This window comes from Endozoicomonas sp. OPT23 (assembly GCF_009653635.1).
GTDB lineage: Bacteria > Pseudomonadota > Gammaproteobacteria > Pseudomonadales > Endozoicomonadaceae > Endozoicomonas_A.
Genome location: NZ_PPFD01000007.1, coordinates 258,059 through 277,974, shown reverse-complemented (window position 1 = coordinate 277,974; position 19,916 = coordinate 258,059). Strand labels below are relative to the sequence as shown.

Annotated in this window: 21 protein-coding genes and 1 tRNA gene; 16 read left to right on the top strand and 6 right to left on the bottom strand. The window is 44.7% G+C overall.

The window, feature by feature from the left end:
* Positions 1–1,062: hypothetical protein (locus tag EOPP23_RS18145; protein WP_194842668.1), on the bottom strand; the 1,062-nt coding region annotated here is incomplete at its 3' end.
* A gap of 158 nt (positions 1,063–1,220) precedes the next feature.
* On the opposite strand from EOPP23_RS18145, the gene EOPP23_RS18140 reads away from it, so the two are divergent.
* The 5 genes from EOPP23_RS18140 (at position 1,221) to EOPP23_RS18120 (ending at position 6,925) form a co-directional block, all read left to right on the top strand.
* Complete coding sequence (locus EOPP23_RS18140) at positions 1,221–1,775, top strand: tRNA-uridine aminocarboxypropyltransferase (RefSeq protein ID WP_228550791.1); 555 nt, start codon at positions 1,221–1,223, stop codon at positions 1,773–1,775.
* A 145-nt stretch (positions 1,776–1,920) separates the two neighbouring features.
* Positions 1,921–4,560 (top strand): alanine--tRNA ligase, encoded by a 2,640-nt coding sequence (gene alaS / locus EOPP23_RS18135; protein WP_153767412.1) that lies wholly within the window; start codon positions 1,921–1,923, stop codon positions 4,558–4,560.
* Between the two features lie 145 nt (positions 4,561–4,705).
* On the top strand, positions 4,706–5,947 hold the full coding sequence (locus EOPP23_RS18130) for an aspartate kinase (protein WP_153767411.1): 1,242 nt from the start codon (positions 4,706–4,708) through the stop codon (positions 5,945–5,947).
* Positions 5,948–6,422: 475 nt separating this feature from the next.
* Positions 6,423–6,623 carry a carbon storage regulator CsrA gene (gene csrA, locus EOPP23_RS18125; protein WP_153767410.1) on the top strand — a complete coding sequence of 67 codons (201 nt, stop codon included), beginning with the start codon at positions 6,423–6,425 and terminating at the stop codon, positions 6,621–6,623.
* 209 nt (positions 6,624–6,832) lie between these two features.
* A tRNA-Ser gene (locus EOPP23_RS18120) sits at positions 6,833–6,925 on the top strand.
* A gap of 57 nt (positions 6,926–6,982) precedes the next feature.
* On the opposite strand, the gene EOPP23_RS18115 is transcribed toward EOPP23_RS18120, so the two are convergent.
* A complete protein-coding gene (locus EOPP23_RS18115; RefSeq protein ID WP_370514816.1) occupies positions 6,983–7,192 on the bottom strand; it encodes a tyrosine-type recombinase/integrase in 210 nt (69 codons plus the stop codon).
* Between the two features lie 292 nt (positions 7,193–7,484).
* On the opposite strand from EOPP23_RS18115, the gene EOPP23_RS18110 reads away from it, so the two are divergent.
* From EOPP23_RS18110 to EOPP23_RS18100, 3 genes are read left to right on the top strand one after another with little or no spacing between them, the layout of a single operon-like run.
* Entirely contained in the window at positions 7,485–8,000 is a 516-nt protein-coding gene (locus EOPP23_RS18110) for an adenylate kinase (RefSeq protein ID WP_153767409.1), read from the top strand.
* A gap of 29 nt (positions 8,001–8,029) precedes the next feature.
* Complete coding sequence (locus tag EOPP23_RS18105; protein ID WP_153767408.1) at positions 8,030–8,401, top strand: VOC family protein; 372 nt, start codon at positions 8,030–8,032, stop codon at positions 8,399–8,401.
* A gap of 55 nt (positions 8,402–8,456) precedes the next feature.
* Entirely contained in the window at positions 8,457–8,822 is a 366-nt protein-coding gene (locus EOPP23_RS18100; RefSeq protein ID WP_153767407.1) for a VOC family protein, read from the top strand.
* Between the two features lie 548 nt (positions 8,823–9,370).
* Here the strand turns inward: EOPP23_RS18100 and EOPP23_RS18095 are convergent.
* On the bottom strand, positions 9,371–10,264 hold the full coding sequence (locus EOPP23_RS18095; protein WP_153767406.1) for a protein kinase: 894 nt from the start codon (positions 10,262–10,264) through the stop codon (positions 9,371–9,373).
* A gap of 338 nt (positions 10,265–10,602) precedes the next feature.
* Here EOPP23_RS18095 and EOPP23_RS18090 point away from each other — a divergent pair, with 338 nt between their 5' ends.
* Together EOPP23_RS18090 and rho are read left to right on the top strand one after the other, a co-directional pair.
* Positions 10,603–10,872: a DUF1778 domain-containing protein gene (locus EOPP23_RS18090; RefSeq protein WP_153767405.1), complete on the top strand. Its 270-nt coding sequence runs from the start codon at positions 10,603–10,605 to the stop codon at positions 10,870–10,872.
* Positions 10,873–11,583: 711 nt separating this feature from the next.
* The gene (rho, locus tag EOPP23_RS18085; protein WP_153767404.1) at positions 11,584–12,528 is read left to right on the top strand and encodes a transcription termination factor Rho; all 945 of its coding nucleotides are present in this window, start codon (positions 11,584–11,586) and stop codon (positions 12,526–12,528) included.
* 200 nt (positions 12,529–12,728) lie between these two features.
* Here the strand turns inward: rho and EOPP23_RS18080 are convergent, their stop codons facing one another.
* Positions 12,729–13,418, bottom strand: coding sequence for a DJ-1/PfpI family protein (locus EOPP23_RS18080; RefSeq protein ID WP_153767403.1), 690 nt, complete (start codon positions 13,416–13,418; stop codon positions 12,729–12,731).
* Between the two features lie 117 nt (positions 13,419–13,535).
* Between EOPP23_RS18080 and EOPP23_RS18075 the strand changes: the two genes are divergently transcribed.
* From EOPP23_RS18075 to EOPP23_RS18065, 3 genes are all read left to right on the top strand, one after another.
* Positions 13,536–14,489, top strand: a complete 954-nt coding sequence (locus EOPP23_RS18075) for a LysR family transcriptional regulator (protein WP_153767402.1) — start codon at positions 13,536–13,538, stop codon at positions 14,487–14,489.
* A gap of 113 nt (positions 14,490–14,602) precedes the next feature.
* Positions 14,603–15,619, top strand: coding sequence for a YafY family protein (locus tag EOPP23_RS18070; protein ID WP_153767401.1), 1,017 nt, complete (start codon positions 14,603–14,605; stop codon positions 15,617–15,619).
* 95 nt (positions 15,620–15,714) lie between these two features.
* Positions 15,715–16,110 carry a RidA family protein gene (locus tag EOPP23_RS18065; RefSeq protein WP_153767400.1) on the top strand — a complete coding sequence of 132 codons (396 nt, stop codon included), beginning with the start codon at positions 15,715–15,717 and terminating at the stop codon, positions 16,108–16,110.
* Positions 16,111–16,281: 171 nt separating this feature from the next.
* Here EOPP23_RS18065 and EOPP23_RS18060 read toward each other — a convergent pair whose 3' ends face one another.
* Complete coding sequence (locus EOPP23_RS18060) at positions 16,282–16,632, bottom strand: hypothetical protein (protein WP_153767399.1); 351 nt, start codon at positions 16,630–16,632, stop codon at positions 16,282–16,284.
* 21 nt (positions 16,633–16,653) lie between these two features.
* Positions 16,654–17,145: a DUF2938 domain-containing protein gene (locus EOPP23_RS18055; protein WP_153767398.1), complete on the bottom strand. Its 492-nt coding sequence runs from the start codon at positions 17,143–17,145 to the stop codon at positions 16,654–16,656.
* 79 nt (positions 17,146–17,224) lie between these two features.
* Between EOPP23_RS18055 and EOPP23_RS18050 the strand changes: the two genes are divergently transcribed.
* The 3 genes from EOPP23_RS18050 (at position 17,225) to rluF (ending at position 19,465) form a co-directional block, all read left to right on the top strand.
* Positions 17,225–17,683, top strand: coding sequence for a helix-turn-helix domain-containing protein (locus EOPP23_RS18050; protein WP_153767397.1), 459 nt, complete (start codon positions 17,225–17,227; stop codon positions 17,681–17,683).
* A gap of 30 nt (positions 17,684–17,713) precedes the next feature.
* A complete protein-coding gene (locus EOPP23_RS18045) occupies positions 17,714–18,085 on the top strand; it encodes a VOC family protein (RefSeq protein WP_153767396.1) in 372 nt (123 codons plus the stop codon).
* A gap of 312 nt (positions 18,086–18,397) precedes the next feature.
* A complete protein-coding gene (gene rluF, locus EOPP23_RS18040; protein WP_153767395.1) occupies positions 18,398–19,465 on the top strand; it encodes a 23S rRNA pseudouridine(2604) synthase RluF in 1,068 nt (355 codons plus the stop codon).
* The last annotated feature ends 451 nt before the right edge of the window (positions 19,466–19,916 follow it).

Sequence of the window (19,916 nt, the reverse complement as noted above, 5' to 3'; positions counted from 1 at the left end):
ACCGTCGGTGTCGCCCAGATGTTGTTGTTGATTGTCGCTGTCCTCTGCCTCTTCGGTCGGAGGAATGTCCTGCTTTTTGGGGGGTGTCTCGGTATTTACCTTTGACTGTTCCGGCGGAGTTTCGCCGTCAGTACCTTTAGATTCTTTCCCAAGATCGGATGCAGCGGTTTGCTCTTTGCCGGTGTCATCGAGTTGTTGTGCTTCTTTCTCGGCTTCTGGTTGTGTTGCTAGTTTGGGCTTTGCATCGCTGACTGTTGGTGTAACCTCATCATGAGCGATATGAACGACATCTTCATCAACAAGGTTTGTACCAGTTTGAACGCTATCAACTATTTGATTACTTACAAGGCTACTGTCGTATGAAGTTGCAGGAAGCGACGAAGAAAGTGATGAGACAGGTGCTATAACTTCTGGCTGTGATTGATTCAGTCCGTATGGTGTATAGCTATTGAAAGCAAGCGCATCACTCCTTATCCAGGCAGCACTGCTTTCCATTACAGGGCTTGATAAAGGTTGATACTGTCCTATAGAAGGAGTGTTTGCCGTGAATGCCCCTTCTGGAGAAGTTGCAAACAATCGGCCCGACACCAGCAAACCACTGGCTCTAATGCCGACAGAAACCGAATTCAGTGCGAAGTAGTTCGGTGGGTCAAGCAGTGGCATGGCCCATAACTGTGGTGCTGAATAAAACGACGCTATAGAAGAAGTGCTGCCAAGTTCAATAATGGCGGGTGAACTGAAGCCACCTTCGTGTTGATGAATTTGTTCATCGAGTCTGTGATGGGGGGCAATATCCGCTTCATTATTGAGAGCACGGAAAAAAACGGTATCCTTGATAGCGACTTTTTGGCCAGCCTGATTGCTGGTCAGTACCAGATAGCTATTACCAGCCAGTAGCTCTACATGAATACCTGTTTTCTCAAAGATGAGAGTGGCATCTACCGAGATGTCCTTCAACTGATGGGCAGGTGATGGCTTCAGTGATCCCGGGTTTTGTATCAGTACACCAGAGTCAGAACTTATGACTTGTAGCTTGTTTGACTCATTCCAGAGGCTGGCCATCAATTATACTCCAATTACTTCAGCTGACAGGTGTACCGTCGGAGGCTTGATTAATATGTGAATGTTATTCTTATTTCACATAAAGATATTTTTATGTGTAGAGATTCAGATATAGCACAGGATTTTCTAATCGACTGAGATTGCGACGTTTGGATAAAATGAAACAGGCATTGATGAACGAAAAAGAGAACAGTAAAGCGATAGAGTTCTACTTGTTGATCCACGCTAATGAACTGGCAAAAGCAAGTAATACAGGGCAGCTCTTAAAGGATTTATCAGTACCACTTTCTATAGGTGAGTGGAGTAGGGTGAAAGAACCTGTTGATCTTATGAACAGGATTAAGAGCCCTGCTCATAAAGTAGTACTAGTGTTCCCATCAGAGTTTGCAACCTATCAACAGGACACTGGAATTAGTCAGCCGGAAAAACAGCCTGTAACGACTTATGTATTAATTGATGGCACCTGGCAGCAAGCTCGAAAAATCTATCGTAAGAGCCCTTACCTGCACCAGCTCCCCTTGGAGTTCCTGAATGTAGACAGAAAGTCGGTCTACACACTGCGAAGAAACCAGCAGGAAAAAGGTCTCTGCACCGCAGAAGTCGCGGCCTGTATTCTTGAGCAGGAAGGCTTGCTGGATGAAAGTGACATTCTGATGCAAAAGCTGGTCTCATTCTGCGAGAATTTCCATTCAAAATCTCCTGCAACAGCCTGAGCCGTGCATAGCTGTTTGCTTTTGCCTTCTATATAATGGCGTTTTTGCACTAATACCTATGGAAAGTATGAATCGGTTATGCCAGAGGATGCATACACCTGAATCATGCTTTCACTGATAGAACATCCCCTGGTGGAAAACCTGTATGACTCGTGTGACTGATAAAACAAGTGCCGGGATTCGCTCTGCATTTCTGAACTACTTTCAGGAAAAAGGCCATGAAATCGTGGCCAGCAGCTCTCTGGTGCCTCACGACGACCCGACCCTGCTGTTTACCAACGCAGGCATGAACCAGTTCAAGGACCTCTTTCTTGGACGGGAACAGCGTGCGTATACGCGTGCCACCAGTTCCCAGAAATGCGTGCGCGCTGGCGGCAAGCACAATGACCTGGAAAACGTGGGTTACACTGCCCGCCACCACACCTTCTTTGAAATGCTGGGTAACTTCAGCTTTGGTGACTACTTCAAGCAGGACGCTATCAACTACGCATGGGAATTCCTGACCAAGCGTCTGGGGCTGCCAACTGAAAAACTGTGCGTAACTGTTTATGAGTCTGACGATGAAGCCTATAACATCTGGCTGAACGAAGTGGGTGTGCCCGCGGAAAACATTATCCGTATCGGTGACAATAAAGGTGCACCGTACGCATCTGACAACTTCTGGCAGATGGGTGATACCGGTCCTTGCGGCCCGTGCACCGAAGTATTCTACGATCACGGTGACCATATCTGGGGTGGCCGTCCGGGCACACCGGAAGAAGACGGTGATCGTTTTATCGAGATCTGGAACGTGGTATTCATGCAGTACAACCGTCAGTCCGACGGCTCAATGCAGCCTCTGCCAAAACCTTCTGTTGATACCGGCATGGGTCTGGAGCGTATTGCGGCCATCATGCAGGACGGTCACAGCAACTACGATATTGATCTCTTCCAGAACCTGCTGAAAGACGCTTCCGGTATTCTCGGCGGTGTTGAAACCACTGAGTCTTCACTGCGTGTTATTGCTGACCATATTCGTTCCGCCTGCTTCCTGATTACCGACGGCGTAATGCCATCCAACGAAAGCCGTGGTTATACGCTGCGTCGTATTATTCGTCGCGCCTGCCGTCACGGTCACAAGCTGGGTGCCAAGGATTCCTTTTTCTATAAGCTGGTTGCTTCTCTGGTTCGTGAAATGGGCGACGCCTATCCGGACCTGAAAAAGAATCAGGCGCAGATTGAACGTATTCTGCTGCAGGAAGAAGAGCAATTCACCAAGACTCTGGACAAGGGCATGCGCCTGTTGGAAGAGAAACTGGCCGCACTGTCCGGTACTGAAATTCCAGGTGACGTAGTGTTTACTCTTTACGACACTTACGGCTTCCCAGTTGACCTGACCAGCGACATTGCTCGTGAGCGGGAGCTGACCGTTGATGAGAAAGGCTTCGAAGCACATCTGGAAGCTCAGCGTGAACGCGCTCGTGCCGCCAGCAAGTTCGGCATTGATTACAACGATCAGCTGACTCTGGAAGGTGTTACCGAGTTTACCGGTTATCATAAGCTGGAAGACGGTTCTGCGGTATCCGCTTTGTTCGTTGAAGGTCAGCCAGTCGATTTTGCGGCTGAAGGTCAGCAGGTAACGGTTGTTCTGGAAAATACGCCTTTCTACGCTGAGTCCGGTGGTCAAGTAGGCGACACAGGTTCTTTGATGTTTGACGGTGGTTCCCTGAAAGTTCTGGATACCCAGAAGCAGGGTGATAACCATCTGCATATTGCTCAAGTTCAATCCGGTCGCATTAAGTTAGGTGACAAGGTTGAAGCGCAGGTCGATATGGCCAAACGTCAGGCAACTGAGCTAAACCACTCTGCCACTCACTTGCTGCACGAAGCACTGCGTCGTGTACTGGGCGACCATGTTAATCAGAAAGGTTCCCTGAACGACGCCGAAAAGCTGCGTTTTGACTTCTCTCACTTTGAAGCGGTTAAGCCTGAAGAGCTGCGTGAAGTTGAGCGTATTGTTAACGAACAGATTCGTTCTAACACCGTCGTAGAAACAGAACTGCTGGACATCGAAGCGGCAAAAGCCAAAGGCGCTGCGGCACTGTTCGGTGAAAAGTACGGCGATGAAGTGCGTGTATTGACCATGGGTGCAGATGGCTTCTCCATCGAACTCTGTGGTGGTACTCACGCTGAACGTACCGGTGATATCGGTTCTCTCCGTATTCTGTCTGAATCCGGTATTGCAGCGGGTGTTCGTCGTATTGAAGCAGTCACCGGTGTTGCGGCTGACCAGCGTCAGGAGCAGGTTGAAGATACACTGAAATCTATTGCCGGTCTGGTGAAAGGTTCTCAGGACAATGTTCTGGACAAGGTATCCGGCCTGCTCGATCGTAACCGTGAGCTGGAAAAAGAACTGCAGAAGTTGCAGCAGAAACTGGCTTCCGCGGGCAGTTCCGACCTTATCTCCAAAGCGGTAGACGTCAAAGGCATTAAAGTGCTGGCGACCGAACTGGATGGTGTTGAACCTAAGTCTCTGCGCGATATGGTGGATCAGCTTAAGAACAAGCTGGGCTCCGGCGTCATCTTCCTGGCCGTTCCGGGTCATGAGAAGTTCCCACTGGTGGCAGGTGTGACCAAAGACCTGACCGGCAAGGTTAAGGCGGGCGATCTGCTGAAGATGGTGGCCGAGCAGGTAGGTGGCCGTGGTGGCGGTCGTCCTGACTTTGCGCAGGGTGGCGGCTCTCAGCCAGAAAACACGGCTGCGGCCTTGGCATCTATTCCGGTCTGGCTGGAAGAGAAGTTATAAGGTAATCCTTCAGGGTTATATCTGTTGTAACAAAAACGGGCTATAGAGCCCGTTTTTGTTGGGCTCTGTAAGTATTCACCGTTTTTTTATAGTGGTATTTGTGGTAAATTCCCGAATCGGCTCATAGATGTAGAACGAAATAATAATGGCGCTGTTAGTACAAAAATTTGGCGGCACCTCGGTCGGCAGTCTGGAGCGCATCCAGGGCGTTGCCGACAAGGTGAAAGGATTCCGCGAGCAGGGACACGACGTAGTGGTTGTGGTTTCTGCCATGAGTGGTGAAACCAACCGGTTAACGGACTTCGCCCACACTCTTCAAAAACAACCGACTCCACGGGAAATGGACGTGCTGCTCTCTACCGGAGAACAGGTGACCATTGCCCTGCTGTCGATGGCTCTCAACGAAAGAGGTTGCCCGGCCCGTTCCTATACGGGTGGCCAGGTCTCTATTCTGACCGACAGTTCCCACACCAAAGCACGCATCAAACAGATTGATGAAGAAAATATGCGTGCTGACCTCGACGCAGGTCGTGTTGTGGTTGTAGCGGGTTTTCAGGGTCGTGATGAACACGGAAACATTACCACGCTGGGTCGTGGTGGCTCCGATACGACGGCTGTGGCATTGGCCGCTGCACTGAAAGCCGATGAATGTCAGATTTACACCGATGTTGATGGTGTGTATACCACGGACCCTCGTGTTGTTGAGGGTGCCCGACGTCTGGACAAGATCACCTTTGAAGAAATGCTGGAAATGGCCAGCCTGGGTTCCAAGGTGTTGCAAATCCGTGCCGTTGAATTTGCTGGCAAATACGACGTTAAATTACGCGTTCTGCATTCATCCCAGGACGGCCCCGGAACACTTATTACCATTGATGAGGAAGTAGCTATGGAATCACCGGTTGTATCAGGCATTGCATTTAACAGGGACGAAGCGAAAGTCACCATCAAAGGCGTGCCAGACATTCCCGGTGTAGCGTCTCGCATCCTCGGCCCTGTGAGTGCGGCCAATATTGAAGTGGATATGATCGTTCAGAACGTATCCGATGACCGCACCACCGACTTCACTTTTACCGTTCATCGCAACGATTACCAGCGTACGCTGGAGGTCTGCAAGCAGATCTGCGAAGAGCTGGGTGCCCGTGAGTACGATGGCGACGAGAAAATCGCCAAAGTATCCATTGTTGGCGTAGGTATGCGTTCCCATGCAGGCGTAGCGACCAAGATGTTCCAGGCGCTGGCCGGTGAGGGCATCAATATTCAGATCATCTCCACCTCTGAAATCAAGGTGTCCGTGATCATCGCTGAGAAGTATCTGGAGCTGGCGGTAAGGGCTCTGCACTCAGTATTTGAGCTGGACCGGGAACCAGTGCAGGAGACCGAGGTCTAAAATCCGGAAGCCCCTCGACACAGGGGAATAGTGATTGTCTAGGCGGCGACTGACCGAAGGATTGTACCTGGTAAGCCATGGAAATACGGAAGTCAGACAGAAACATCACTATTCTCGAACGGGTACAGAAAACTTCTACTAGAATGCTCTGTGCCCGATTATTTTAATCTTGAAATTTACCATTACATTTCTCTGCTAGTAGAAATACGCATGGAAATATTGAGTTCGGTGGCTAGACTCCGTTAGCTGAGAAATTCTTAGGCATGAAACGGTAAACTGGCAGCTGTTGCTTTGCTTGAAGCGTTTACAAGGCAGTATACAAGGAATCAATACACCAACTATTGTTCCACTGTTGTGCAACTGTAATGTAGGGCTGGAAACTTCCTCGTGGAGTTTTTTAAGGCAATGAACCGATGCACCGCCGTGCTCAGGATTGACGTTCGTTGACTTACAGAGATGTAAATAAGGAGATTGTATGCTGATTCTGACTCGCCGCGTAGGAGAAACCCTGATGGTCGGGGACGAGGTCACTGTCACAGTACTGGGCGTTAAGGGTAACCAGGTCCGTATTGGTGTTAACGCACCAAAAGAAGTAGCTGTTCACCGTGAAGAAATCTATCAACGCATCCAGAAAGAAAAAGAAGGCCCTGGCTCTGATGCAGCCGAATCCTTTTGACTGTTTGAAGTGATACCTGAGCATCAGCAGTCAGCGTTGCTGGAGTTGATGGAATAAAGAGTGCCCGGCTAAAGAGTTGGGTATTTTTTTGTCCGGACTTTGTTTCTGGCTGTTTATTGTTCAAAATTGGCAAGATAAGACGCTAGTCGTCTTGCTCGGCAAAAGGACTTGCATTCCAACGGGTTGCAGGTAATATTACTGGCAATTCCGGTGAGGTGGCCGAGAGGCTGAAGGCGCTCCCCTGCTAAGGGAGTATACGGTTTGTAGCCGTATCGAGGGTTCGAATCCCTCCCTCACCGCCATTTCCCTTCTGTAAGTCTTTGATTGTCTTAAATAAATCCCCTGCACTATATTCCCATTTACTCAATTGTCCACAAAGTATCCATATCTTTTACCGGATTTAAACGTACGGCATCTGTCAGATAATCCTTGCTGAATTTTGCGTACTTCTCCGTCATCTTGATATCGCAGTGGCCGAGTATAGTTTGCAGTACCCTGATGTTTCTCCCATTCATCATAAAGTGACTGGCGAACGCGTGTCTCAGGATATGGCTTGCCTGTCCTTTCACCGTTCTCACCCCAGAATGCAACGTTGGGACTGTTACCCTTAGCGCGAGCCCCACATGTAAGTGTTTTATGCTCAGCGTCAATCACATATTTCCTGTCAAATTACATTGACAATAAACATCAGCTATATAAAAGTGGTTAGATGAAAACCAATCTAAAGCAACTTAAAGAACGAATTATCATCATTCCATAGGAATGGTGGGATTTGTTACGAGCTTTATTTGTAACCCCACCCATAAAGGTGGGTTCTTCATATCTGCCTTATGGGAAACCTAACAATTAGAGGGAGTTTCCATGAAAAAGGTAGCAGTTTTTGGTAAACCAGGCAGCGGAAAATCAAAAGTTAGTAAAGCTCTTGCTTCTGCTACGGGTATTAAGCTCCATCAACTAGATTCAATCGTCTACAAACCTGATGGCGAGCTGGTTGAGCGTGAATTATTCGACAAAGCGCATGAGCGAATATTGAATTCAGAAAACTGGATTATTGATGGCTTCGGCCCAATTAGTTCATTCAACGAACGTTTAAAGGCCGCCGATACCTTAATATATATAGATCTTCCGTATTTTGTAAGCTACTGGTTTGTTACGAAACGACTTATAAAAGGGTTGTTTTCAAAACCGGAAGGGTGGCCAGAAGGCAGCTCAGTGCTTAAAGGTACACTGGAAAGCTATAAAATATTGAAGTTATGTCCAAAATTCTGGAATGATGATTTTTTGTCCAAATTACAAGGAAGTAACGTTAATAAGAATGTATATATCGTTAAAAATGTTGCTGAGTTGAACAATCTTGTCGCTCAACTAATAAAGTAAAAATCATTATATGCTTTGAGTAATTAAACATGATTAGCAATGTTCTTTTAGGTTCCAACGATCTCAAGAAAGCCGAAGTATTCTATGATGAATTGCTTGTAATTTTTGACGCAAAGCAAACCATGAATACTGAGAAAGCTATTCTATGGAAGTCTGAAGATGGTTCAGTGGGTATAGCTGTCTGCAAACCCCACGATGGACTAGTAGCAACTAGCGGCAATGGCAGTATGGTTGGTTTAAAGGCTGACTCAAAAGAAATGGCTATTGCCGTTTATGAAAATGCCATTTCTTTGGGTGAAAGCTGCGGGGGTGCGCCTGGGGAAAGAAGAACTGGAGTGTTTGCTGCTTACTTCAGAGACTTAGACAAGAATAAGTTTGGTATTTTTTACGTTTCTTCATAGACAGCTCCTCATTAAAGCTGTTAAACATCTTTGTTACACAATTAGAGTATCTACTATGAAAATGAATTATTTCGTGTTTGGAACAAATAATAAGGAAAAGGCTGTTGCCTTCTATGATGAATTATTTGATGGATGTGGATTAAATAAAATTCATGACCAAGGGCGAATGACGCTATGGGGTAACGAAGACTTTATGTTTGCTATAGCTGAACCGTTCGATGAAAATCCAGCGTCGAATGGTAATGGAACAATGCTTGGCTTCCATGTTGATTCAGTTGAAGAGGTTAATCGATTGTATAAAAAAGCGCTTGATTTAGGCAGTGTTTGTGAAGGGAAACCTAAAATACGTTCCAATATGCATTCAGCCTATATAAGAGATTTAGATAAGAACAAAATGTGTTTCTATACGAGTAATACTTAACAAGTCACTATGATTGAAAATACGTCGCACTGACTACTATGTAGGATACTGTCAGTGCTCTTCTATTAAAATGGTGACCATATTGTTTTCAACGAAAAGCATCTATTATTAATACATGGGGTGAGTTATGAAGTATTTAGTGAAGGTATATCTAAAAGTAGTGGTGTAGTTGAAACATCCACCTTCAGTACAAGAGAAGCTGATAATATTCAAAGTGGTTTTAAAAGGTACTGGAGGACAACTCTAAACGTTTAGGTACTTATTACTTCGACCAAAATGATCGTGGCAATTACGAAGAAAAACTTACTATTGATTTTGAGCAGGTTGAATCTGTTAGAACAACAGAGGTTGAGTCATAGCTATAAACATGATTAGTGACTATGTATGAAATCATGCAGAAACACAGTTCAATTTACCGTCTTTAATTATTTTCTGATTTTTTTAGTTTGTCAGATTATCTCTACTGACTTTAGCATATCTCAACTCTATCTTTGATCATTGAATGAGTGCTCCGCTATGATGAATAGAACTGCTCTATGTGATAGTTTTTAGCCAGCCCTATGTGTGTCTACTAAAGGCTCACGCTCAGATAGTTGCTCTTTGAGCTGTAGTACTTCTTCACCTCTTTCTGGCCGATATACGAGAGAATATGTAATAATCGTTTTCGCAGTTTTTGTCATAGATTCCATCCATAAATCATCGCGATCTAATAATGGCTTCGCGTCCTTGCTCGAAGTTATCATTTTTAGACACTCATCAGCCCCGATCGGCTGCTTATTTAAATGATCCTTCGCCATAAACTGGTATCTAAAGACATTGGCTCCCAACATGCTGAGTGATTTGAGTGGTGGTCGGTATGAATCATGGTCATTCTGATAGCAACACCCGTAATCAATCAATTTAATAGTATCTTGTCCATGAAAGTAAACCATATTCCTGAAATTAAAATCACCAAAATATAAAGAATTGTCATTTAAAAACTTCAGCATAGAAAGTGTTTGATATAAAAGGTTGTTGAATTTCCTGTGAGTGAATGTACTGGATTTTTGGAGCATGAGTTTATTAAGTTCAATGTCGCCAAGTTCGAAAATAAATACTGGAAGCGACTGGTCCCAAAAACCTAAATAGTAGTCAATAATATGTTCACGGTTTGGCAGAGTAGATATGTGTTCGAGTATCTTTATCTCATTTGTATAAACTTCAAGCGACTTATCTGACGAAATATCTGCTCGCACTTTTTTTACAGCAACCTCTTTTCCTAGAGTTTTTGACCTGTGTACCTCCCCCCATCGGCCTTTAGAGATAAGTGTTCCAGCGTTTAATGCTAGTTCAGTGAAGTTTGCTAATTCAATATTTCGTCCACAGAAGAAGACATCAACTGCTTCCTGGGTATTGTGAGTAGGTGGGGAGGAGCTTAATAAACTAGTTTTATCCGTTATCATCGATAGTAGCCTCCCACTTTTTTATGGATTAGATTTCATCTCCTTATTGTTATTTATACGAATATTAGTATCACTAACTTTTATGTAAGAAGTCATAACAAGAAGATCTCCTTTGTGATTGGTGAAAGCCATTATGAAGCAATAAACTCGGCTGATGTTGAGGAAAAAGCTCTGATTTTGCTTAACTTACGGAGTACGATGAGCTCCAGATGCTATATCGGCTTAACTGATCCATTCAGGTATTTCTGATACTTTCCGCCACTTATCCGTACACTTGCTCTCTCCACCTCAGGGCTACAATCATTCATACAGAAATATTCCATACAAATGGAGACCTGATGGCAACTGAACGACTGGATTTAAGGCTTGATGAGGAAATCAAGGCTAAGGCTGAAAAGGCTTCGGCCTTGCTGGGTTTAAAGAGTTTGACCGAGTATGTGGTTAAGCTGATAGATGAAGACTCGACTCAGGTCATTGAACAGTACGAAAGTATCACATTTGATGATGATCTCTTTGACAGATTCACTAATGCCTGTGAACAGGCAAAAGTACCGAACGATCCACTGAAAGAAGCTCTGGCATTTACAGAGAAGAAGGGTGTGAAGTGAGCTGGATAAAGCCATCAATGATCGGGACTCTTTCAATTGTGGGGAGCATGAGCTGAATCTGTTTATCAAAACTCAGGCCGTAAAGCATATGCATGCAGGTAATAGCCGCACAATGGTTTTGCCTGCACTCATGCCATTGCCTAATCAGAAGCTGCCAAGCTGTTCAATTCCTGCTTTTCTTCTTGCTTAACTTGCAGTGTATGGTGAGTTTTATGGTCAAGGACTAGTAAGATCTGTTTGATCAATGCGCTGAAATATCTATGGGCAATAAACTCTCATATGAGCGTTCGTGGTTGATTGTCTGGCTGATGCTGCCGAAAGATTCTATGCAAAGTACGGGTTTGAGTTCTTGTGTAAGTACGATGCTCGAATACGTATGTTTATTCTGATGAAGACCATTGAAAGCTTGTTTGGTTAAGTAGTAAAGTTCTTAATTAATGATTATTGGTATTCTTCGTGTAATAAATGGATGTCAATAATCCGTCCAAACATTGACCAATACAGACAAGAAAAGACTAAAAAAAACAAAGGTATCTGAATTTAAGTGTTGTAAGATATTGATATGTATCGATAATAAAAGTTAAGCCGAGTATTTGAATACCACCGAAAAATCCAGTCACTCTCGACGCTTTTCAATCAGCAGTCTTTTTCATTGGGCTACTATAGATACGTCGAAAAACACTTAATTCTCCAGAGCTATAGACGAAAATCATGACGAGAAAAATTTTATCTTTAAAGGTGAAAAAAAACAAAGACTCCGAGAAAGTAGATGAGCCAGTCAAGGCTGAAGTGCATACTGACCCCAAAAAACGTTTTTTAAACGGCGTTGCTGTCAATCCTTCCCAGTTTATTTGCCTCGAATCCGGTTCTCGGCAACTCATTACTCGGGCCATCGATTTGATCGCTCCTATTGGAATGGGGCAGAGAGGTCTGATTGTAGCCCCTCCAGGTTCCGGGAAATCAACCATTTTAAAGCATGTTTGCCAAGCCGTGGGAGAAGCCTACCCCGAGATAAAGCTTTATGCATTACTTATTGATGAGCGACCAGAAGAAGTCACTGATTTTAAACGCAACGTACCAGCAGAAGTGCATGCATCGTCTTCTGATGCGAGCTATGAACAACATATCCGTGTAGCCAACAACCTTCTTGATACGGCTCTCAAAGAAGCGGGAGAAGGTCACAATGTAATGATTGTTATTGACTCTCTCACAAGACTTTCGCGAGTGCATAATGCAGAACGAAAGAGCAGCGGTCGTACCATGTCTGGAGGAGTCGATGCCAGAGCTCTTGAAATACCACGAAAACTTTTTGGTGCAGCCAGAAAGATAGAAAATGGTGGATCACTTACCATTCTGGCCACTATCCTGGTTGATACCGGAAGCCGAATGGATCAGGTTATCTTCGAAGAATTTAAGGGTACAGGTAATATGGAAATTGTCCTGTCACGAGAAGCGGCAGGTCAGAGAGTTTTCCCCGCGTTGGATATTGCTAAAAGCAGTACGCGTCGTGAAGAACTGCTCCTGAACCCTAAAGATATTAAAAACATAACCGTTTTACGGAGAGCACTCACTCACCTTAAGCCTGTAGATGGCGCTAGAAAACTGGTGGAATTGCTTGAAGAGTTTCCAACAAATGCAGAGCTTCTGAACCGCTAATTTCAGATATGGCGATGGATTTTTATTTCGAGAATCTTCCGACCGGATACTCTCTCACAATTTGGTTCGATATATGGTGCCCATTATAACTTCTAGTTAGTGATAGTTAAGGTATCGATATTCATTGGCCTTTTTGTTTTCGGTTTTCAACGTGCATGAAATAAAGAGTATCAACGGTGTAGCTGATACTCTTTCATGATTTACTTGTTTAAATCTGCATTCCACACCCGAGACATTTGCAGGGCATCTCTCACTTCATCGGCTTTACGCGGCGAGGACATTTTTTCCAACAAAGCCAGTGCCGCCTGGTAACTCACGACACTGCCATTAGACGTAATGATGTTGCCATCAATCACATAGTTCTGGTCAATCTGGACATCAACGTCAGGGTATTCTTTTTGTAGACCACCTTCACCGCCTGCCCAGGTAGTGGCTTTACGGCCATTTAACAGGCCTGCTTCAGCCAATAGAAAAGCGCCAGAGCAATTGCTTGCCATCCACTCAGCACTCTTTGCTGTCGTGCGAATATAGTCGACCAGTTCCTTATTACTCAGTAAAGGATCCATGTCGTATGCACTGGGCATAAGCAGCACATCAACATTCGGGCGGTCTTTTAGAAAAGCATCAACCTTAAGTTTGATGCCTTCCTCTGTTTTTATGACATCCTGAACACCCGTATTGATCGTGATCACTTCATAATCATCGAACCAGCTTTTACGACTGGCGACACCGAACACTTCCATCGGTGCCGTGATATCCGAGCTTAAAACACCATCAAATACGATAATACCAATCTTTTTATCGGCGGCATTGGAAGCCGTTGAAAGCAGAGTTGCAACACAGAAAACGGTGATGATTGCAGAGGCTCTGGTCCAGAGTTTTTTAAACATGTAATGATCTCCTGTTGATCAAAAAGCGATAAGTTTTTTCGTCACAGGGATACTAAGAAATATTCAGAAGTGATTAAATATCATTAATGTCATAACAGAAGTGAATGATATTCATCAATGGACAAGCTTAATCTACTGCGTATATTCGTTTCGGTCGTTAATCATGGCAGTTTTGCCCGTGCTTCTGTGATGTTAGGGATGTCCCCTTCAACTGTCAGCAAGGCAATAGGACGACTTGAGAACAGCCTGAATCTGCTTTTGTTTCATCGCACCACAAGGCAGCTGACATTAACTGAACATGGTCAAATATATGTCGCCACTGCACGTCAGATTTTGGGGCAGCTGGAACAATGTGAAGATGAACTGAAGTCGTCGAACGATGCACCAAAGGGTTGTTTGAGAATCAACATGCCGGTCTCTTACGGGCGTCTCTATGTTTTACCTCTGCTGGGTGAATTTTGTGAGCGATACCCTGATATCACACTGAATATATCGTTCGATGACAGCTACGTAGACGTGATTCATCAAAACGTAGATATTGCCATCCGCAGTGGCACTTTAGCGGAGTCTTCTTTTGTGGCTCGTCAGCTCAGCCCTATTGACTATATCACTTGCTGCTCGCCTGACTTTTTTCAGAAAAACCTTATCAACCGAGATAGAGTGTCCCTAAAGCAGCAAAAGTGGGTATGTTTTCGTTTTCGCCAGAGTGGGCGTGTATTACCCGTGTTTTTTCAGGAGGGTGATCAGGACATTCAAAAATTCGAACCACCTTCTCCTTTGATTGTTGATGACGGAGAGGCAATGGCAGAGCTCTGTGCACAGGGTTATGGGCTATCACAACTTCCGCACTTTATTGCACGCGATTGGCTGAAATCCGGAAAAATAATTCCGATAACGCACTTTCATCGACCTGATGATCATGGTGTCTGGATGGTGTATGCCCGCCGTAACTTCTTGCCTTCGCGCATTCGCGCCTTTGTGAATTTTCTTCAAGATAAAATACAGTCACAAGGAGAAACGCCTCGCTCGACCTGGGCTGAAAAACTGGTACTTTCTGAACGGATGGAATAAAGGGGGAAGAGCATTACGTCGCCGTTATGACATTGTATTTCCTGCTGTTCAGTCGTAGATTGATTGGCCAGCGCCATCTCAATATAAACGAATAATTATAACCATGGCTCAGAATGAATCGTTTTGATAGAGTGACATCCATTTTATTATTGCTACAAACACGTTCTGTTGTAACGGCGCAGTATTTATCCGAGTACTTTGATGTTTCCGATCGAACTATTTATCGCGATATAAGAACGCTTGAAACAGCCGGTGTACCCATAGGCTCAGAGGCGGGTGTCGGGTATTTTCTTGAAAAGAGTTACCATCTCCCCCCTGTTTCTTTCACGCTTGACGAAGCCGCTTCGCTTTTGCTGGGTGAAAAATTGCTGGTATCGAGCCTTGATGCTGATTCATTAAAAGATTTCAAACAGGCCTTAAATAAAATAAAAGCAGTTGTTGATCGTCAAGGTAAAGATTATCTAAGCTCTTTTGATACGGATGTTGAAGTATTGCCAACAAGCAGTCATTTTCCTATCGATGAATTTAATCAGAATTCATCCATAGAATGCGACCCTGAAAGAACACAAAAGAAAACTCAGGAGAGCAGTGACCGTTGGTTGCGAGAATGCCGTGATGCATTAGTGCATCGAAAGGTCATTGAAATTGATTATGCCGCTTTTAGCAGCCAAAAGCAGACAAAGCGTTGCCTCGAACCCATCGGTCTTTTTTATTACAGCTGGCATTGGCATCTGGTTGCCTGGTGTCGTTTGCGGTGTGCGTACAGGGATTTTCGGCTTGACCGAATTATGTCCTTTGTCACACAGGCTGAACAGTTTCCTCGCCACAGTAGAATAACTCTTCAGCAGTACGTTAATGAAAAGTCTGGCCATGATGAGCTACAGGAAGTGGAGTTGCTCTTTACACCGGATGCTGCGCGATACGTTCAAGAGCAGCGCTATATGTTTGGTTTTCTCGATGAAGAGACGTTGCCGGATGGAGTGAAGATGCGCTTCTTAACTCACCTCCCGGAATATATGGCTCGCTGGCTTCTGCAATACACCGATGGTGTCAGGGTGATTAAAGGAGACTCAATCAGAAAAGAATTACAGAAACTATCTGCTCAGCTAGCTGCACATTGGCGCGATTAACAAAACACTCCTGACACAGGGTTGTCAGTTCATGGTGTCACCATTGATAAACGGTCAATCGCCGTGAACAGTAAACGCATCAATTGGAGATATTCATGAAACGAACACCCATCAACCCGTGGTCATGGTCACTTGATATTGGCTACAACCAGGCTGAAGTCATTGAAGGTGCCAAACGGCAACTCAACTGCTCTGGGCAAACAGCGGTTGATTCTGCTGGCAGTCCTCAGCACCTGAATGATATGCGCAGTCAAATGGTTCTTGCCCTCGACAACCTCACTGCAGTCCTGGAGTCTGCTGATATGGGGCTGGCGAACATTACACGTCTCAGTATTTATACAACCGACGTTGATGAGGCCTTGAAGAATTTTGATATCTTTGGAAGCAGGTTCGGGCCTGTTCAGGCTAATCCGCCTATGACGTTACTCGGGGTTACTCGGTTAGCTATCCCCGGGCTTATGTTTGAAGTTGAAGCCACAGCGGCTGACTGAGCGCAATTTCTACACATACGTTACAAGAAAAGCTCATTACATTAGAGTCGTATTCGACGCTTAGCGCTGATTTTGATTCGATAAGGTGATCACCTTACTTACGATCAGGTAAGGTGATACATAGGATTGCCAGCAGACAAAGTAGTCAGTCTGTATGATTTTATGCGTAATCTAGAATTCAGGGGCAAAGCCTCTACGAATGAAAGCTTCCCTTGGCTTATGAACAACAATGGCTCGTTGTGATAATTTTCGGGTTTTAAACTCAATGCCAAAAAACTCCAGGCTGATCATCCCTGTTGTGCCATTGACGATGAAATTTATTACATGCCCACGCCTAACAAGCCCCGTTCTCGTTAAATCCATACTATTCCAGTCAATGGTTTCGCCAATAGCTCCTGCGTACGGAGCCTCATAGCCGCCTTCGGTTTTATCCATCTCTTTGATGTCAAAATACAAACCCATTGAAAGCAGAACAGTGACGGTAAATCCTACCGCCGAAAAAATACTTAATATGATCTTCAAATAAACCTCTCAAAATAGATTTTAAACAGCGCTGACCATTTGCACTGCGCAGCCAGAAAGATACAAACCAAGGCCATATACAATGTGATTTACCAGACTGTGTAATCGTGCTGAAGCTGGATTGGGTGTTCGTGAAGCGGCTATTCCTGCACCCATTCCGGGCTGCATTAATAAAAAGGGAGCGGCCACTGTCGCAACGCCAACAGCGAGTGCAGGCCCAATCGTGGGATTACCCACCCACCCATTGCCATAAAGACCGACCAATAAAGCAGCAAAGATGACGCCTATTACATAGTGTGCGGTCCATCCTATGACCTGTTCACCAGCTATTGAGGGGGCTGCTGCGATGGCGTCGTGACGAAACTGCCCGTGTGCCATATGGCCCATCCAGCGCCCCATCATGCCGTAGTTTGAAAATGGAATTCCAAACAGTGGTTTGCGAATAAGATTCCATATGTCCATTGCTGCCGTTGCACCAACTCCAATTAATATTATAAATAACAGGTTGCTCATAACCTTCTCCATAACTTGTCTTGAAATAAAACTGTTGATAGTGTGCAACCTCAAGTCGACTTGAGGTCAAGAGAAAGTTATGGATATCGCTGAGGTAGCAAAACGTTCTGGTGTGCCCGCCTCGACATTACGGTTTTATGAGGAGAAAGGCTTAATTCAATCTGTCGGCAGGGAAGGTTTACGGCGGGTTTTCAACGCCAATATACTGGAGCGATTAGGGTTAATTGCTTTGGGGCGTGTCGCAGGTTTTTCACTGGCTGAAATTGCTCAGATCTTAGGCTCAAAAGGAACGCCCAATATTGATAGAGCAATGCTGGTGAGTAAGGCTGATGAATTAGATAATACCATTCAGAAGTTGATAGCTATGCGTGATGGACTTCGGCATGCCGCTGATTGTCCTGCTCCCAGCCATATGGAATGCCCAAAGTTTCAACGTTTGCTTGGATTAGCTGCGTCTGGAATGATTAAAGGTGAGGGTACAGAGAAACTATCAAATAAGCGGCACTCTAACAAAGCACGTTACCAGACCCGTCAGTGAAGACAGCGTTAGCAACCGGAGTTATTAAACATGATTAGCAACATTCTTTTAGGTTCAAACGACATCAAAAAAGCTGAAGCATTTTATAATGAATTGCTTGCTATATTTGGGGCGCGACAATCTATTAATAATGACAATGCCATTCTATGGAAATCTGAAGATAGTTCTGTTGGTATTGCTGTCTGTAAGCCTCAGAATGAGCTGGTTGCTACGAATGGCAATGGCAGTATGGTCGGTTTGAAAGCTGATTCAAAAGAAATGGTTATTGCTGTTTATGAAAAAGCCATATCTTTGGGTGGAAGCTGCGAAGGTGCCCCTGGGGAAAGGAAGCCTGGAGTATTCGCTGCGTACTTCAGAGATCTGGACAATAATAAATTTGGTATATTTTACGTGTATTCTTAGAGCACGTATCGCAACTGACTGTTATTGAATAATAAAACGAATAAATGTTCTTGTTTAGTTTCTATTTCCTTAACTCAAGCTGGGTTCAGGCAATGCTTCTCGGTGTAGTGTGTCGACAGTAGATGAAGCGTATGACTCCACCGCTGAGCGACAAGTTTTCCGGGTAGTGCCTACTGCTTGTCCGAAACAGCCTGTTTGCCTGACGTTGGGGATTTCTGTCCATGCCGAAAAATGTTAGTCTTCCGCGGATTTCAATTTGTTGGTCTGGTCTGAAGACGACGCTTCAGCTAGCCACTTCAGTCCGGATGTTGTATGTCTAGTTCAGCTTTTTCCAAACCTTCAATTCGACTTAATAAGTACATCAGTGAAAGTGGTGTCTGTTCTCGTCGTGAGGCCGACCGGTTTATTGAGCAAGGCAATGTTTATATTAATGGCGCTCGTGCTCAGGTTGGTGATCAGGTTGCGCCCGGTGATTTGGTTAAGGTCAATGGACAGCAAATAGAACCATGGGACGAAGAACAGCTGGTATTTATTGCACTGAACAAGCCAGTAGGAATTGTCAGTACAACAGAAGCCGCTGAGCGAGATAATGTGGTTGATTTTGTTGGCCACAGTAAGCGGATCTTTCCGATTGGTCGATTAGATAAGGATTCCCAGGGCCTGATATTTTTAACCAACAATGGTGATCTGGTTAATAAAATCCTGCGTGCTGGTAACGGTCATGACAAAGAATATATTGTGACAGTGAACAAACCGGTTACCGATGAGTTTATTAAAGGTATGGCCGGTGGGGTTCCTATGCTGGGAACCAGAACTAAAAAATGTACAGTGGAGCGTATTACCAGTAACAGTTTCAGAATTGTCCTGGTGCAAGGGTTAAACCGACAAATTCGTCGCATGTGTGAACATTTTAATTTCCAGGTACTCAAGCTGGAGCGAGTTAAAATTATGAATGTCACATTGAAAGGTTTAGCGATTGGTGACTGGCGTGATTTAACTGAAAAAGAGTTGCATGAGATCTCCAAACTGATTGAACACTCTTCTTCAGAAGCTGCACCTGGTACTAAATCACAGACTAAAAAATCCTCACAAGGTAAGAAAAACCATCAGCGCCATTCAGGTGCCGATTCGTCTGCACGTCAACGCTCATCTGATGGTTCATCCAGAGAAGGCGGTCGTTCAGAAAAATCTGGACAGGGCAAAGGCCGTGGCGGAAGAAGTAAAGCAGGTAACGCGTCAGATTCCAGAAGTCGTTCGAATACTGGCGGTCGATCCGGGCAGGGTAAACCCGCTCATGGTAAATCCGGTCAGGGCAAGCCAGCATCACGCCCCGCTAAAAATAAATCTCGCAAGCCGACCAAACCAAGAGCAGGCCGATAAGAGCGGTCATGATTTTAAAAGGTGATGATTTTGTCATCGCCTTTCTTCTTATTTAATCCTGTTGTGTTTCAAATAAAACGCTCTAAACCCTATTTCAGTGTCTCAGATTCTGACGAAACATCTGTGCCTTTATTGATGCAACCTATCTATTTTATCTGAGGTCGTTTCTTTGAACTATATCAGTTCTTTTTTTTACTGATGTTGCGATATTGACTGGCTGACTTACGTGTATGGACACACGTATTCGAATATTAAACACCCGCCTAAAGCAGGTTCATGATCTATGAATTCATATGTCCAGGTACTTATGAGCGAACAATGACAAATTCCCGCAGTTTGATTTTATTTATGCTGAATACTTTGAACTGTTATTACTGAACACCGTCTAGTGCACTGGGTAGTAAGTCGAATAGTCTTCAGTTTTTGCACAAGTGTCACAGGACTTTTTCGG